The sequence below is a fragment of the Mycobacterium sp. HUMS_12744610 genome, assembly GCF_041206865.1.
Classification (GTDB): domain Bacteria; phylum Actinomycetota; class Actinomycetes; order Mycobacteriales; family Mycobacteriaceae; genus Mycobacterium; species Mycobacterium servetii.
Window position 1 is genome coordinate 2,883,333 of record NZ_JBGEDP010000001.1, and the last position, 14,408, is coordinate 2,897,740.

13 protein-coding genes are annotated in these 14,408 nt (G+C 68.6%); 10 read left to right on the forward strand and 3 right to left on the reverse strand.

Going from position 1 to position 14,408, the window contains the following annotated elements:
* Positions 1 to 5 precede the first annotated feature (5 nt).
* The 3 genes from AB8998_RS14205 to AB8998_RS14215 all read right to left on the reverse strand — a co-directional run bounded on the left by AB8998_RS14205 (position 6) and on the right by AB8998_RS14215 (position 3,583).
* A complete protein-coding gene (locus AB8998_RS14205) occupies positions 6 to 1,181 on the reverse strand; it encodes a cytochrome P450 (RefSeq protein WP_369738490.1) in 1,176 nt (391 codons plus the stop codon).
* An 85-nt stretch (positions 1,182 to 1,266) separates the two neighbouring features.
* Positions 1,267 to 2,427 (reverse strand): cytochrome P450, encoded by a 1,161-nt coding sequence (locus tag AB8998_RS14210; protein WP_369738491.1) that lies wholly within the window; start codon positions 2,425 to 2,427, stop codon positions 1,267 to 1,269.
* 4 nt (positions 2,428 to 2,431) lie between these two features.
* Positions 2,432 to 3,583 (reverse strand): cytochrome P450, encoded by a 1,152-nt coding sequence (locus AB8998_RS14215; protein WP_369738492.1) that lies wholly within the window; start codon positions 3,581 to 3,583, stop codon positions 2,432 to 2,434.
* Positions 3,584 to 3,801: 218 nt separating this feature from the next.
* On the opposite strand from AB8998_RS14215, the gene AB8998_RS14220 reads away from it, so the two are divergent.
* The 10 genes from AB8998_RS14220 to mycP all read left to right on the forward strand — a co-directional run bounded on the left by AB8998_RS14220 (position 3,802) and on the right by mycP (position 14,405).
* Positions 3,802 to 3,996 carry a ferredoxin gene (locus tag AB8998_RS14220; RefSeq protein ID WP_369738493.1) on the forward strand — a complete coding sequence of 65 codons (195 nt, stop codon included), beginning with the start codon at positions 3,802 to 3,804 and terminating at the stop codon, positions 3,994 to 3,996.
* Between the two features lie 458 nt (positions 3,997 to 4,454).
* Entirely contained in the window at positions 4,455 to 5,702 is a 1,248-nt protein-coding gene (locus AB8998_RS14225; protein ID WP_369738494.1) for a PPE family protein, read from the forward strand.
* Between the two features lie 75 nt (positions 5,703 to 5,777).
* Positions 5,778 to 6,077, forward strand: coding sequence for a PE family protein (locus AB8998_RS14230; RefSeq protein ID WP_369738495.1), 300 nt, complete (start codon positions 5,778 to 5,780; stop codon positions 6,075 to 6,077).
* A gap of 15 nt (positions 6,078 to 6,092) precedes the next feature.
* Positions 6,093 to 7,343: a PPE family protein gene (locus AB8998_RS14235; protein WP_369741573.1), complete on the forward strand. Its 1,251-nt coding sequence runs from the start codon at positions 6,093 to 6,095 to the stop codon at positions 7,341 to 7,343.
* Between the two features lie 1,284 nt (positions 7,344 to 8,627).
* Positions 8,628 to 8,927, forward strand: a complete 300-nt coding sequence (locus AB8998_RS14240) for a PE family protein (protein WP_144947327.1) — start codon at positions 8,628 to 8,630, stop codon at positions 8,925 to 8,927.
* 284 nt (positions 8,928 to 9,211) lie between these two features.
* Positions 9,212 to 9,508: a WXG100 family type VII secretion target gene (locus tag AB8998_RS14245; protein ID WP_144947330.1), complete on the forward strand. Its 297-nt coding sequence runs from the start codon at positions 9,212 to 9,214 to the stop codon at positions 9,506 to 9,508.
* Positions 9,509 to 9,558: 50 nt separating this feature from the next.
* Entirely contained in the window at positions 9,559 to 9,843 is a 285-nt protein-coding gene (locus AB8998_RS14250; RefSeq protein ID WP_369738496.1) for a WXG100 family type VII secretion target, read from the forward strand.
* A gap of 87 nt (positions 9,844 to 9,930) precedes the next feature.
* Positions 9,931 to 10,833, forward strand: coding sequence for an ESX secretion-associated protein EspG (locus AB8998_RS14255; RefSeq protein ID WP_369738497.1), 903 nt, complete (start codon positions 9,931 to 9,933; stop codon positions 10,831 to 10,833).
* 268 nt (positions 10,834 to 11,101) lie between these two features.
* Positions 11,102 to 12,613, forward strand: a complete 1,512-nt coding sequence (eccD, locus tag AB8998_RS14260; RefSeq protein WP_369738498.1) for a type VII secretion integral membrane protein EccD — start codon at positions 11,102 to 11,104, stop codon at positions 12,611 to 12,613.
* Positions 12,591 to 14,405, forward strand: a complete 1,815-nt coding sequence (mycP, locus tag AB8998_RS14265) for a type VII secretion-associated serine protease mycosin (protein ID WP_369738499.1) — start codon at positions 12,591 to 12,593, stop codon at positions 14,403 to 14,405. The genes eccD and mycP overlap by 23 nt, the downstream gene beginning before the upstream one ends.
* The last annotated feature ends 3 nt before the right edge of the window (positions 14,406 to 14,408 follow it).

The following is a 14,408-nucleotide window of genomic DNA, read 5'->3' on the forward strand; positions in this document are numbered from 1 at the left end:
CCGGGTCAGCCCCAGTGCAGCGGTAACGCCTTGAGCGCGAACGTCTTCGACGGGAACGTGATCTCGGGAGTGTAGTCCGCGGGCAGTTCGAAATCGGGGATCTGGTCGAGCCATTCCCCGACGACGACCGTCAGTTCCATCCGGCCTAGGTGCGAGCCCAGGCAGCGATGCGGTCCGCCGCCGAATCCCCAGTGCCGGTGCACCTTTCCGTCCATCACCAGTTCGTCGGTGGAGGTGTCGTCGCTGCCGTCGCGGTTGACCGCGGCCATGCACAACCGCACCGGTGTGCCCGCCGGCAGCGTCATGCCGCCGACGGTGACGACCTCCGTGGTCACCCGGGGCGCGACCGGCGCGGAGGGCTCCAGGCGGACGATCTCCTCGATGAAAACCCTGATCTGCTTGGGGTTGCCGCGGAGTTGGGCGCGCAGCGCGGGCCTGCGCGCCAGTTCGTACAGGGAGAACCCGATCGCCGCGGTGACCGTGTCCAGGCCCGCCAGCACCAGTAGGTGGGTCATGCCCAACAGTTCGAGGTCGGTGAAGTCGCCCGGGCCCGTCATCACCCGCGACAACATGTCAGAACCGGGATTCTCCCGCCGTTGCCGGATCGCCTCGGCGAGATATGTCAACAACTTGCTGCCTTCGGCGACGTCCTGCGGCGTGAGGTAGGGCTTGTCGGCAACGATCGCGTCCTTCCAGGCGATCACCTGGTCCCGGTCCTCCAGGGGCAGGCCGTAGAGGTCGAGGAAAACCTGGAACGGGTACAGGCGGGCGAGCCCCGCCATGGCCTCGCACTCACCCCGCCCGGCGAACGCCCCGATCATCTCGGCGGCGTGGCGTTCGAGCACCGCCCGGCATCCGCTCAGGGCGTGCGGGCTGAAGTACGGCTGCAGCGCCTTGCGGTAGCGGGTGTGTTCGGGCGGGTCGAACGCCAACGGCACCACCGGCAGGGGGCTGCCCGGGGGTTGCAGCGCCAACCGTGAGGAGAACACCTTCGGGTTGCGCAGCGCCGCCAGCACGTCCTCCCGCCGCGTCAGGTAGTAGTGGCCGTTCATGTAGACCACCGGACCGGCATCGCGCAACGTCTTCCATCCGACGCCGCGGTCTTCGGCCATCGGCAGCTTCGCGTACTCGAGGCGCGGCAGGTAGAACGAGCCGGGCCGGCCTTGCTCGGGAGCGCTCATGCTCTGGTCTCCGCCTGCTGAGGGTGTTCGGATCGTGATGGCATCCCAATCTTGCATCTGCGCCCCGCGGACGCCGGTGCCCGGGTCAGCCCCAGCGCAGCGGCAGCGATTTCAACGCGAGCGCTTTCGAGGGGAATGCGACGTCCGGGGTGTAGTCCGGCGGCAGTTCGAAGTCGGGGATCTGCCGGAGCCATTCGTCGATGATCACGGCGAGCTCGAGCCGGGCCAGGTGGGAGCCCAGGCAGCGGTGCGGCCCACCGCCGAATCCCCAGTGCCGGTGCACCTTTCCGTCCATCACCAGCTCGTCGGAGGACATCTCGTCGCTGCCGTCGCGGTTGATCGCGGCGATGCACAGCCGCACGGGCGTGCCCGGGGGCAGCGTCATACCACCCACCTTGGCGAAGTCGGTGGTGACCCGGGCCACCACCGGCGCCGACGGCTCCAGCCGGATGATCTCTTCGATGAACACCCTGACCTGCCTGGCGTCCTCGCGCAGCTCACCGCGCAACGCGGGCCGCCGCGCCAGCTCGAACAGCGCGAACCCGATCGCCGCGACCACCACATCCAGATCGGCCAGGATCTGCAGGAAGACCGTGCCGAGCACTTCGAGGTCGTCCAGTTCGCCGGGCCCGTTCAGCATCTTCGACAGCATGTCGGCGCCGGGGCTGCGACGACGTTGCCGGACGGCGTCGGTGAAGTATGCGAGCAGCGCCTCGCCCTGACCCGCGTCGGACTTGCCGGCCACCACGGCGTCCTTCCACCCGATCACGAGGTCGCGATCCTCCACCGGCAGCCCGTAGAGGTCCATGAACACCTGGAACGGGTAGAGGCGCGCGAAATCGGCCATCGCCTCGCACCGGCCCGCGCCGGCGAGGGCCGCGATCATGTCGGCGCCGTGGCGCGCCAGCACCGGCCGGGACCTGGCCACCGCCTTCGGGCTGAAGTAGGGGTCCAGGATCGTGCGGTAGAACGTGTGCTCGGGCGGGTCGAACGCCAGCGGCACCACCGGTACCGGGCTGGCTGCGGGCTGCAGCGCCAACCGCGTCGAGAAGAGGGTGGGATCGTGCAGCGCCGCGAGCACGTCCTCCCGGCGGGTCAGGTAGTAGTGGCCGTTCATGTACACCACCGGCCCGGCGTCCCGCAACGCCTTCCATCCGGCGCCACGGTCCCTGCCGAGGGGCAACGCCGCGTAGTCCAGCCGCGGCAGCTGGAACGCACCAGGCTGGTGTTCGCCGTGAGCGCTCATGCGTTCAGTTCCAATGCAGCGGCAATGACTTGAGCGCGAAGGTCTTCGACGGGAACGGAATCTCCGGAACGTAGCCGTCGGGCAGTTCGAAGTCGGGGATTTGGCGGAGCCACTCGCCGACGATGATGGTCAGCTCTATCCGGGCCAGGTGCGAGCCCAGGCAGCGGTGCGGCCCACCTCCGAAGCCCCAGTGCCGGTGCATCTTTCCGTCCACGACCAGTTCGTCGGTGGATATCTTGTCGCTGCCGTCGCGGTTGATCGCCGCCGTGCACAACCGTACCGGCGTGCCCGGGGGCAGCGTCATGCCGCCCACCTTGACGAAGTCGGTGGTGACCCGGGCCGCAGCCGGCGCCGAAGGCTCCAACCGGACGATCTCTTCGATGAAAACCCTTGTCTGCCTGGGATTGTGGCGAAGCTCAGCGCGCAGCTGCGGCCTGCGGGCCAGCTCGAAGAGCGAGAAGCCGATCGCCGCGGCCACCGTGTCCAGACCCGACAGGATAAGCAGGTGCGTCATCCCGAGCAGCTCGGGATCGGTGAGCTCGCCCGGACCGGTCATGATCTGCGACAACAGGTCCGAGCCCGGGTTCTGCCGGCGTCGCTCGATGACGTCGGCGAAATAGGCGTACAGCTCGTCCCCCTCGGACTGGCCGGCCACCACGGCGTCCTTCCAGCGGATCACGCGGTCGCGGTCCTGCAGCGGCAGGCCGTAGAGGTCCATGAAGACCTGATAGGGGTAGAGCCGTCCGAACTGCGCCATCACCTCGCACTCGCCGCGCCCCGCCAGGGCCGCGATCATCTCCCCCGCGTGGCGCTCCAGCACGGGCCGCGACTTGCTCAGGCCCTCCGGGCTGAAGTACGGATGCAGGATCTTGCGGTAGCGGGTGTGCTCGGGCGGATCGAACGCCGACGGCAGCACGGGCACGGGGCTGCCGGGGGGCTGCAGCGCCAATTGCGCCGAGAACAGGTTAGCCTCGCGCAGCGCCATCAGCACGTCCTCGCGGCGGGTCAGGTAGTAGGCGCCGTTCATGTACACGACCGGTCCGGCATCGCGCAGCGTCTTCCATCCGGCACCCCGGTTCTCGGCCATCGGTAACGTCGAATACTCCAGCCGCGGCATGGGGGAGGCGCCCGGCTGCCAGTCGTCGAGGATGCTCATGCGCGCTGGTGTCCGCCTATCTTGTTCGTGATGGCCCGATGCGGCCGGCGCAGCGAAGCCGCACCAACCAGATTTCCGGCCGCTACGCCCCGCCGGAGCCGCCGGCCTTGGTGGGCCGTGACGCGGGCACTGCCAAACCCTACCGACCGACTAACCTACCTAGCGAGTAGTCACGCCGACCTGGCGCGCTTGTCGGAGCCGCCGAAGAAGGAACTCAGGTGAAGGTTCGTCTCGAGAAGTCGAAATGCGTAGGGCACGCACAGTGTTACGCCGTCAGTTCCGAGCTGTTCCCGATCGACGACTCGGGATATTCGATCCTCGAACAGCACGAGGTGCGGCCCGAGGACGAGGAGCTCACGCGCGAGGGTGTGGCCTCCTGCCCGGAAATGGCGCTGGTCCTCGAGGAGGATTGACGGCCCTATCCACTCAGTCAACAGGCGAGCAAACGGCAAATGAACGGTTGTTGACTTCGGGTGAACAGTGGTCGGCAGGTAATGAACAGTTGGCGTCTCCGGTCGGTGTCCCGCTTATAACGGGTTAATGTCTTTGGCGAGCGACAGGTCAGCCCAAAAGCGAGCTGTCGCTCGGTTGCTGACTGTGGGGGTGTCCAAGCAGGATGTGCGCGTCGGTCGTGACCGGGCTCACGGGAATCCCGTTGAGGGATCACTAGTCCGGCGCACCAAAACAACACGCCAACTTGTTGGGTCCGCCCCTCGACTGGATTTGCTGGCTGTGCACACAGACCTCAAGACTCCACCGGCTCAGCGGCCCGGAAGTGGCGAATGTGACGAGGCCGTGACCGCGGTCTCCGCTAGGTCTTGTTCGAACGTCGGGGTCGCCTGGCGACCACGGCCCAATAAGGGAGGGCACGGTGTTTGACTTCGGGGCGCTACCGCCCGAAATCAATTCCGGTCGCATGTACACGGGTCCTGGATCGGCGCCCATGATGGCCGCCGCGTCGGCTTGGGACGGAGTGGCGGCCGAGCTGAGCACGGCCGCCACCGGTTACGGTTCGGCGATCACGGAATTGACCAGTGGACCATGGGTGGGGCCGGCGTCGGCCTCGATGTTGTCCGCCGTTGCGCCATATGTGAGTTGGCTCAGCGCGGCCGCCGGTCAGGCCGAGGAGACCGCCAATCAGGCCCGGGCGGCCGCGGGCGCGTACGAGACAGCGTTCGCGATGACGGTGCCGCCGCCGGTGATCGCGGCGAACCGCGCATTGCTGCTGATGTTGATCGCGACCAATTTCTTCGGGCAGAACACCCCGGCGATCGCGGCCACCGAAGCGCAGTACATGGAGATGTGGGCGCAGGACGCTGCGGCGATGTACGGCTACCTCGGGTCGTCGCTGACCGCCTCGCAGCTGGTGCCGTTCAACTCCCCGCCTAAGACCACCACCCCGAACGCCGGTGCCGACCAGGCCTTGGCGGTGGCCCAGGCCGTCGCCACCCCGGCCGGCAACACGGCGCAGAGCACCGCGACCACCACCCCGCAGCTGGTGCCGGCGGCGCTGACGCCGCACGCGATCTCGGCGGCCACCGCGCTGCCCCAGCCGCTGCAACAGCTGCAGACCATGCTCACGACGGCCACTACGAACCCGGCTGCGCTGCCGTGGCCGCTGAACCAGATCCCCACCCCGTGGAACACCTCCGGGATCAATCAGGCCACCTACTACACGTGGTTCCACAACTTGCTGCAGGTGTACAACGGCTACGGCACGAGCTATCACGGGTACCAGGAGGGACAGCAGTTGGTGTTCGGTGCCGGTACCACGGCCGGCGCGGGCGGTTACTGGTACCCGACACCGCAGTTCGCGCAGTTGGGCCTCGGCGCCCACAGCATCTCGGCGGTGTCGGCCAGCACGGGCGGGGCCGGCCGGATCGGGGGCCTGTCCGTGCCGTCGGGGTGGGCCACGCCGGCCACACCGGCGACGGAGGTCAGCTCCATCGTCAAGGGCGTGGAGGGCACCCCAATCCACGCGGCGGCGAACAACGCACCCGCCAACGCCATCCTCCGCGGCATGCCGCTGGGCACGGGGAGCCGGCGGGCGGCCTCCGGGTACGTCAACAAGTACGGGTTCCGCTACAGCGTGGTGGTGCGGCCGCCTTCGGCCGGATAGGCCCGGACAAGACCATGAACAGAAGACTGAAACTCACAAGCTGTTGAGTGCGCAGGTTTTTGGAAAGGAGATCGCATGTCGTTCGTGACTACGCAGCCGGAGGCGCTGGCGGCGGCGGCGGGGACGTTGCAGGGGATCGGCTCGACGCTGAGCGCCCAGAATGCCGCGGCGGCGGCCCCCACGACGGGGGTGGTGCCCGCGGCGGCCGACGAGGTGTCGGCGTTGACCGCGGCGCAGTTCGCCGCGCATGCGCAGATGTATCAGGCCGTGAGCGCTCAGGCGCAAGCGATTCATGAGATGTTCGTCAACACCTTGGGCATGAGCTCGGGGTCCTACGCGGCGACCGAGGCGGCCAACGCGGCCGCGACCGGCTAAAGGAGGTCAAAGGTGATTGATTTTGGTGCCATTCCGCCGGAGATCAACTCCGCGCGGATGTATTCGGGTCCGGGTTCGTCGTCGCTGATGGCGGCGGCCTCGGCGTGGAACGGGCTGGCCGCGGAGTTGAACTCCACGGCGCTGGGCTACGACAAGGTGGTCACCGCCCTGAGCAGCGAGGAGTGGCTGGGGCCGGCCTCGACTGCGATGGCTCAGGCCGTCCAGCCCTATGTGGCGTGGATGAGCACCACCGCGGCCCAGGCCGAGCAGGCCGCGGCCCAGGCGCGGGCGGCCGCGGCGGCCTACGAGAGCGCGCTGGCGGCCACGGTGCCCCCGCCTCTGGTGGCGGCCAACCGCACCGAGACGGCCCAGGCGATCGCGACCAACGTGCTGGGGCAAAACACCGGCATCATCGCCCAGCTGGAGGCCCAGTACGCCCAGATGTGGGCCCAGGACGCCACCGCGATGTACACCTATGCGGCCCAGTCCTCGACGGCGACCAAGGTGACGCCCTACAAGAACGCACCGGCCATCGCCAACCCCGCGGCCCAAAGCCTGCAGACCGCCGCCACCACCAGCGCGGGGGGTGGGCCGGCCACCAACAACCTGCAGAACATCATCTCGTCGCTGCCGAGCACGTTGCAGGGCCTCGCTAGCCCGAGTGGGACCTCCAACCTGGTGACTCAGTTCCAGAACGCCAACCCCTTACTCCAAGAGCTGTGGTTCGTCATCAGCGGTCAGAGCGTGCTGCCCAACAACATCGGGACGCTCGTCACCGGCTACAACAGTTACTCGGCCCTCTGGTACAACACGGAAGGTCTGCCCTACTTCTCCGTTGGTATGGGTAACTTCGGTGTTCAGATCGCCAAGACCACGGGTGCGCTGGGCGGTGTCGCGCCCGCGGCCGCCGGTGCCGCAAAGGCCCTGCCCGGCCTCGGCGGGCTGGGCGGCCTGCTCGGTGGTGGCGGCGGCGTCGCCGCGCACGCGGCGTCGGCAACGGCGTCCATGGGCAACGCGGCCTCCATCGGCGGCAAGCTCGCGGTGCCGGTGTCCTGGTCGGGGGCCACCGCGCCGCTGGCACACGCCCCTGCCCAGCTGGTCAGCACCGTCAGCGCCGCCCCCGAGGCCGCAGCCGGTGCCGGCGGGTCCGGCAACCTGCTCGGCGGCATGCCGCTGGCCGGTGCCGGCGCCGGCAGCGGGGTCGGGTCCGGGCCGCGGTACGGGTTCCGGCCCGTCGTCATGGCGCGCCCGCCCTTCGCCGGGTAACGATCGATCGACCCGACGGGTGCCGTGCCGACGCTCAGCGCCGTCGGCACGGCACCCGTCGGCGTGTCGGCGCAGGTGTTATCCGCGGCCGGACTTTTACCCCGTCGCGCACCCGGCGAGCGCACCGAACCGTCCGAGCGAGGTGCGCCGGCAGATAGGCGTCGGCGCAGCCCAGGGCGTGCAGAGGGCTCCGGTCATGGCATCCCCCGCCCGTGACCGCCGCCAACCGGGCGATGTCCGCGACGCTGAAAGCCCCCGCCGGTATCCGCACGTCACGCCGGTCCGCTACGCCGAGATGTGAGCCCGTGATGCCGCGGCGGTGTAGCCTACGCCGGACCGACGGCGAGCGCGTCGTCGGTGACCGCGTTCACCGCGGGCGGGGAAAGCCCGGCGGGCTCGGGCAGAGCGCGATGCACGATGTGATCGGCTAGATCACGGCTTCCCCACGAGCCAACAACATCGAGGGGCCGCCCTGTTCCGGAGTCGGGACGAGCAACTCCTTCGTCTCCTTGGTCCAGGTAGCCAAGGGTCTGGGGGCCGTCGGCGGCGCCGCCGCGCCCGTCACCCCCGGCTCGGCGGGGGCCGTACCGGTCGGCGGGCTCTCGGTTCTGTCCCTCTGGAGCGACGCCGCGCCCGCGCCTCGCCCCCCGTGGAGCCCCTGACGGTCAGCGACACAGGGAGGCGCCCGATCCGGGACCGGCCAGCTGTTCGGCGGTGTGCCGCTGAGCGCGCCCGGGGTGGGGCCGCGCAGCGGGTTCCGCCCCACCGTCATGGCGCGGTCGCCGTTTGCCGGCTAGCCCTTCGTGTCCGGTCCGGGCGCGGGAGCGGCTCCGAAACGAAAGGCCCGGTGATCGGACGCAGCCGCGCCCGGCAAGAGTTGCTGGCCGGTTACGGCCCCGCTGGGCCAGGCGGTCGATCGACCGCTGTTGACGTGCATCGGCCATGCTGGACAGCGGCGGTGGGGGTGCCCTCGCAGGCCCTCGCAGGCCCTTGCCGGGCCGCCGGGCCGCGCGATCGGACACCGGATTTGTACCAGCTCATCCGCCGTCCGGGGGGACCGCGGCCCGTCTACCTGCAGTCCCGCAAACGCACGATTGCTGTGACTGTGTTGTGAGACCCCCCGAGCCGGGGCGGCCGCTGTTACCCTGACGTTACCGAAGGTGAATTCGTCGTGCCGTTTCGTGAACAGTTGCGAACACCGGACGCCGAAGGCAACTTGGGGCTACGTAGTCATCTACTCTCATGCGAGAGCGATTGCTGGAAATTAATCGAGGAGGGAACAGTATGTCGTTCGTGACCACACAGCCGGAAGCTCTGGCTGCGGCGGCCGGGAACCTGCAGGGCATCGGCGCCACCATGAGCGCTCAGAACGCCGCGGCCGCGGCGCCCACGACTGGGGTGGTGCCCGCCGCCGCCGACGAGGTTTCGGCGCTGACGGCGGCCCAGTTCGCTGCGCACGCGCAGATGTACCAGGCGGTGAGCGCCCAGGCGCAGGCCATTCACGAAATGTTCGTGAACACGCTGTCGATGAGCTCCGGCTCGTACGCGGCTACCGAGGCCGCCAACGCCGTCGCCGCCGGCTGACCGGATCGGCGATTCGGGGGGTCGGGATCATCGGCGCGTGCGCCGGTGCCCGTTCAACCGCCCAGCAGAAGCGAGCGAGGCGTCAACCCAAACGTCGTGGTTCGGGTTTGACTTCGTTCAACCGTGGTACAACGCCCGGACAGCCATCGGCTGCCGGGAAGGGGGGGACATAACTCTCGTCGGTGCGGTTTGGCGGTTCGTAAGCGCTTCACCGTCCGTCCGCCGTCGATCATGTCGACAATTCGCTGAATCAGATCATCAGGACAACAAAGGAGAGAGGCAACATGCCAACACGTTTTATGACCGACCCGCACGAGATGCGTGCGATGGCGGGCCGCTTCGAGGTCCACGCCCAGACCGTCGAGGACGAGGCCCGCAAGATGTGGGCGTCGTCGATGAACATCGCCGGTGCGGGCTGGAGCGGCCAGGCGCAGGCCACCTCGTACGACACGATGGGCCAGATGAATCAGGCGTTCCGAAACATCGTCAACATGCTGCACGGGGTGCGCGACGGGCTGATCCGCGACGCCAACAACTACGAGCAGCAAGAACAGGCTTCGCAGCAGATCCTGGGCAGCTAGCGCCAAAAGGCGAGGCTGCGTACCATTCCAGACGTTAGGAGAACACCGTCATGTCAATCAATTACCAATTCGGCGATGTGGACGCTCACGGCGCCACCATTCGCGCCCAGGCTGCATCGCTCGAGGCCGAACACCAGGCCATCGTCCGTGATGTGCTGGCCGCTGGTGATTTCTGGGGCGGTTCGGGTTCGGTGGCCTGCCAGGAGTTCATCACCCAGTTGGGTCGTAACTTCCAGGTGATCTACGAGCAGGCCAACGCCCACGGCCAGAAGGTGCAGACGGCCGGCAGCAACATGGCCAGCACTGACAGCGCCGTTGGGTCCAGCTGGGCCTAACCCCCAACTTCAGGCGCGGCAGCACACCACATACCGGTGTGCTGCCGCGTCCTGCGGTTACCGATTAACCCGACCTTCGAGGGATAGATGGACCAACAGAGCACCCGCACCGACATCACCGTCAACGTCGATGGTTTCTGGATGCTCCAGGCTCTCCTGGACATTCGGCACGTCGCGCCGGAGTTGCGGTGCCGGCCGTTCGTATCTACCGACTCCAACGACTGGCTCAACGAACATCCCGGCATGGCGGTGATGCGCGAGCAGGGCATTGTCGAGGGCGACGAGGTGAACGAGCAGGTGGCCGCTCGCATGCGGGTGCTTGCCGCGCCGGACCTCGAGGTTGTCGCCCTGCTTTCGCGGGGCAAGCTCCTCTACGGCGTGGTCGAGGGCGAGGACCAGCCGCCCGGTTCGCGCGACATTCCCGACAACGAGTTCCGGGTGGTGCTGGCCCGGCGGGGCCAGCACTGGGTGTCGGCAGTTAGGGTCGGCAGCGACATCACGGTCGACGACGTCGCCGTCGCCGACAGCGCCTCGATCGCGGCGCTGGTGATGGACGGCCTGGAATCGATCCACCACGCGGAACCCGCGGCGATCAACGCGGTCAACGTGCCGCTCGAGGAGATGCTCGAGGCGACGAAGTCCTGGCAGGAGTCGGGCTTCAACGTGTTCTCCGGGGGCGATCTGCGACGCATGGGCATCAGTGCCGCCACGGTGGCCGCTTTGGGACAGGCACTGTCCGACCCCGCCGCCGAGGTCGCGGTGTACGCCCGCCAGTACCGGGACGACGCGAAAGGCCCCAGCACCTCCGTGCTGTCGCTCAAGGACGGGTCGGGCGGCCGGATCGCCATGTACCAGCAGGCGCGGACGGCGGGCTCGGGGGAGGCGTGGCTGGCCATCTGCCCGGCGACGCCCCAGCTCGTGCAGGTGGGCATCAAGACCGTTCTGGACACCCTGCCCTACGGCGAGTGGAAAACCCACAGCAGGGTTTGACGCCCGGACACGAAACACAGAGTTTACCAATGCGTTTGCGCACAACATGCGGCCAGGATGCGGACACGGCATACTTCTCTAGAATCATCAGCAAATTCCAAATGAGTGTCACCACAACTCTTAATCGCGAGGCAAGGCAGATGAAATCCGAATTAGTCGAACTGCATGTGCCGGGGGGCGACGTCGCCTCCGGTGGTGCAGGGGCCGATGCCCCCGCGTGGCTGGCGACACGAGGTTACACATCAACCATTGCAGGGGGTGCAGGGCGATGACCGCGGTAGTTGAAGCGCCACAGGCAGACGTCGAAGGAGTCTCACAGCCTCGGGCGGTCGTGGTCGGCATCATGGCCGGTACGGGCGTGCAGATCGGCGTGTTGTTGGACGCCAACGCCCCGGTGTCGGTGATGACCGATCCGCTGTTGAAGGTCGTCAACAGCAGGCTTCGAGAGCTCGGCGAGGCCACGCTGGAGGCCACCGGGCGCGGGCGCTGGGCGCTGTGTCTGGTCGACGGCACGCCGCTGCGGGCCACCCAGTCGCTGACGGAGCAGGACGTCTACGACGGCGACCGGCTGTGGATCCGGTTCATCCAGGACACCGAGCGCCGGTCGCAAGTCATCGAACACATCTCGACGGCGGTTGCGGCGAATCTCAGCAAACGATTCGCCGCGATCGACCCGGGCACCGCGGTGCAGGTCGGCGCCTCCATGGTGGCGGCTGGCGTCGTCATCGCGTCGGCGCTGATGGGCTGGTGGCGCTGGGATCACAACTCCTGGCTGCCCACCATCTACGGCGCGCTGATCGGCGCCGTCGTCATGGCGGTCTCCGTCATGCTGCTGATGCGGGCCAAGACGCAGGCCGAACGCCTCGTCGGCGACACCATGCTGATGAGCAGCCTCGCGCCGCTCACCGTCGCCGCGGCGGGCGCGCCTCCGGGCAGCGCGGGATCGCCGCAGGCGGTGCTGGGCTTCGGTGTGCTCACCGTCGCGGCCGCGCTCGCCCTGCGCTTCACCGGCCGTCGGCTGGGGGCCTACACCGCGCTGGTCACCATCAGCGGGGTGGCGACGGTCGTCAGCCTGGCGCGGATGGTCGCGATGATCAGCACGGTCACCATGTTCACCTGCATCGTGCTGGCGTGCGTGCTCGCCTACCACGCCGCGCCCGCCCTGTCCCGCCGGCTGGCGGGCATCCGGCTGCCCGTCTTCCCGTCGGCCACCAGCAGGTGGGTCTTCGAGGCTCGCCCCGACCTGCCCACCACGGTGGTGCGCTCCGAAGGCGGTCCTCCGGTGTTGGAAGGGCCGGCGTCGGTCCGCGATGTGGTGCTGCAGGCCGAGCGCGCGCGCTCGTTCCTGACGGGCTTGCTCGTCGGGCTGGGCGTGCTCACGGTGTTCTCGCTGACCGTGCTATCCGACCCGCGCGGGGGGCAGCGCTGGCTGCCGCTTCTGCTGACCGGTTTCGTCGCAGGTTTCCTGATGCTGCGCGGCCGCTCCTACGTCGACCGCTGGCAGTCGATCATCCTGGCCGGCACGTCCGTGGTCATCGTCGCGGCCGTGGTGGGGAGGTACGCGATCGTGCTGCAGTCCCCGCTGGCGATCTCCATCAGCGTGGCGATTCTGGTGCTGCTCCCGGCGGCGGGCCTGACCGCGGCCGCGGTCGTGCCCAACACCATCTACAGCCCCCTGTTCCGCAAGTTCGTGGAGTGGATCGAATACCTCTGCCTGATGCCGATCTTCCCGCTGGCATTGTGGTTGATGAATGTCTATGCAGCGATCCGATACCGCTAACCGCAAGGTGCGGCGCGGTCGCGCGACCCGTGCGACCGTCGCCGCGCTCCTGCTCACCTCGGGTGCGTTGGCGGGCCTACCGCCGGCCTATGCCATCTCCCCACCGACGATCGACCCTGCCGCGGTTCCACCCGACGGTCCGCCCGGACCGCCTGCGCCGATGAAGCAGACCTCCTACTGCACCGAGGTCGGCGTGCTCCCCGGGTCCGATTTCAAGCTGCCGCCGGAGTACATGGACATGCTGAACCTGCCCGAGGCGTGGCAGTTCGGCCGCGGCGCCGGTGTGAAGGTGGCCGTGATCGACACCGGTGTCACTCCGCACCCCCGGCTTCCCCACCTGATCCCAGGCGGCGACTACATCATGGGCGGGGACGGCTTGTCCGACTGCGACGCGCACGGCACCATCGTCGCGTCGATGATCGGGGCGGCACCGGCCAGCGGAGCGGTACCGCTGCCCGCCGCCCCCCGCAAGCCGGTCACGATTCCGACCACCGAGCCGCCGCCCAAGGCGCCGCCGCCGCAGACGGTGACGTTGTCGCCGCTGCCGCAGACGGTGACGATGGTTCCGCCCGAGCCGGGGGACGAGGGTCGGCCGCCACCGCCCGGTGCGCCTGCGCCACCTCCACCTCCCGGCGCGCCGGCTCCGGGAGCTCCCGCGCCCGGAGCGCCGTCCGGCAACCGGGGTGACGGTACGGTGACCATCCCGAGCTACTCGGGTGGCGCGCACGTGGCCAAGGTCGACAACCTGCGGGGCCCCCGTCCGCTCGAGCCGGCGCTGCCGACGCCACCCGCGTCGCCGGCGCAGACGTCCGACGCCTACAGCGGCATCGCCCCGGACGTCGACATCATCTCGATCCGGCAGTCCAGCCAGGCGTTCGGCCTCAAGGACGCCTACACCGGCGACGAGGATCCGCAGACCCGGGCGAAGATCGACAGCGTCGAGACCATGGCGCGGGCGATCGTGCACGCCGCCGACATGGGCGCCCAGATCATCAACATCTCCGATGTGACCTGCATGAGCGCGCGCAATGTCGTCGACCAGCGCTCGCTGGGTGCCGCGGTCCGCTACGCGGCGGTCGACAAGAACGTCGTCATCGTGGCCGCCGCCGGCGACAGCAGCAAAAAGGACTGCAAGCAGAACCCGCTGTTCGACCCGTTGCAGCCCAACGATCCGCGCGACTGGAGCGCCGTGACCACCGTCGTGACGCCGTCCTGGTTCAGCGACTACGTCCTCACGGTCGGTGCGGTCAACGAAGACGGCCGTCCACTCACCCAGGGCGGTCAGGGACAGGGCTCGTCGAGCATCGCCGGTCCGTGGGTCGGGATCGCCGCGCCGGGCACCGACGTGGTCGGACTGTCGCCACGGGACGACGGCCTGATCAACGCGATCGACGGCCCGGACAACACGCTGCTGGTGCCGAGCGGAACCAGCTTCTCGACCGCGATCGTGTCCGGGGTGGCCGCCCTGGTGCGCGCAAAATATCCCGAGCTGACGTCCCACCAGATCATCAACCGGTTGACCCGCACGGCCCGGGCGCCCGCGCGCGGCGTGGACAACCAAGTCGGGTACGGTGTCGTTGATCCGGTGGCCGCGTTGACCTGGGACGTTCCCGAAGGCCCGGCAAAGCCGCCGCAACAGTTTTCGGCGCCGCTGAACATACCCAAGCCGGCCCCGCATCGCGACGAGGTGCCGGTCTGGGTGGCTGCAGGGGGGTTGACCGCGGCGCTGCTGATCGGCGGCGCGGTGTTTGGAGTCACGATGTTGATGAAACGCTCGCGTAAGCAGCGATGAGGG

What these genes read in the sequence shown, in the direction of transcription:
- AB8998_RS14205 (WP_369738490.1), bottom strand. Translation starts at nt 1,181, where the DNA reads ATGAGCGCTCCCGAGCAAGGCCGGCCCGGCTCGTTCTACCTGCCGCGC.
- AB8998_RS14210 (WP_369738491.1), bottom strand. Translation starts at nt 2,427, where the DNA reads ATGAGCGCTCACGGCGAACACCAGCCTGGTGCGTTCCAGCTGCCGCGG.
- AB8998_RS14215 (WP_369738492.1), bottom strand. Translation starts at nt 3,583, where the DNA reads ATGAGCATCCTCGACGACTGGCAGCCGGGCGCCTCCCCCATGCCGCGG.
- AB8998_RS14230 (WP_369738495.1), top strand. Translation starts at nt 5,778, where the DNA reads ATGTCGTTCGTGACTACGCAGCCGGAGGCGCTGGCGGCGGCGGCGGGG.
- AB8998_RS14240 (WP_144947327.1), top strand. Translation starts at nt 8,628, where the DNA reads ATGTCGTTCGTGACCACACAGCCGGAAGCTCTGGCTGCGGCGGCCGGG.
- AB8998_RS14245 (WP_144947330.1), top strand. Translation starts at nt 9,212, where the DNA reads ATGCCAACACGTTTTATGACCGACCCGCACGAGATGCGTGCGATGGCG.
- AB8998_RS14250 (WP_369738496.1), top strand. Translation starts at nt 9,559, where the DNA reads ATGTCAATCAATTACCAATTCGGCGATGTGGACGCTCACGGCGCCACC.
- AB8998_RS14255 (WP_369738497.1), top strand. Translation starts at nt 9,931, where the DNA reads ATGGACCAACAGAGCACCCGCACCGACATCACCGTCAACGTCGATGGT.
- eccD (WP_369738498.1), top strand. Translation starts at nt 11,102, where the DNA reads ATGACCGCGGTAGTTGAAGCGCCACAGGCAGACGTCGAAGGAGTCTCA.
- mycP (WP_369738499.1), top strand. Translation starts at nt 12,591, where the DNA reads ATGCAGCGATCCGATACCGCTAACCGCAAGGTGCGGCGCGGTCGCGCG.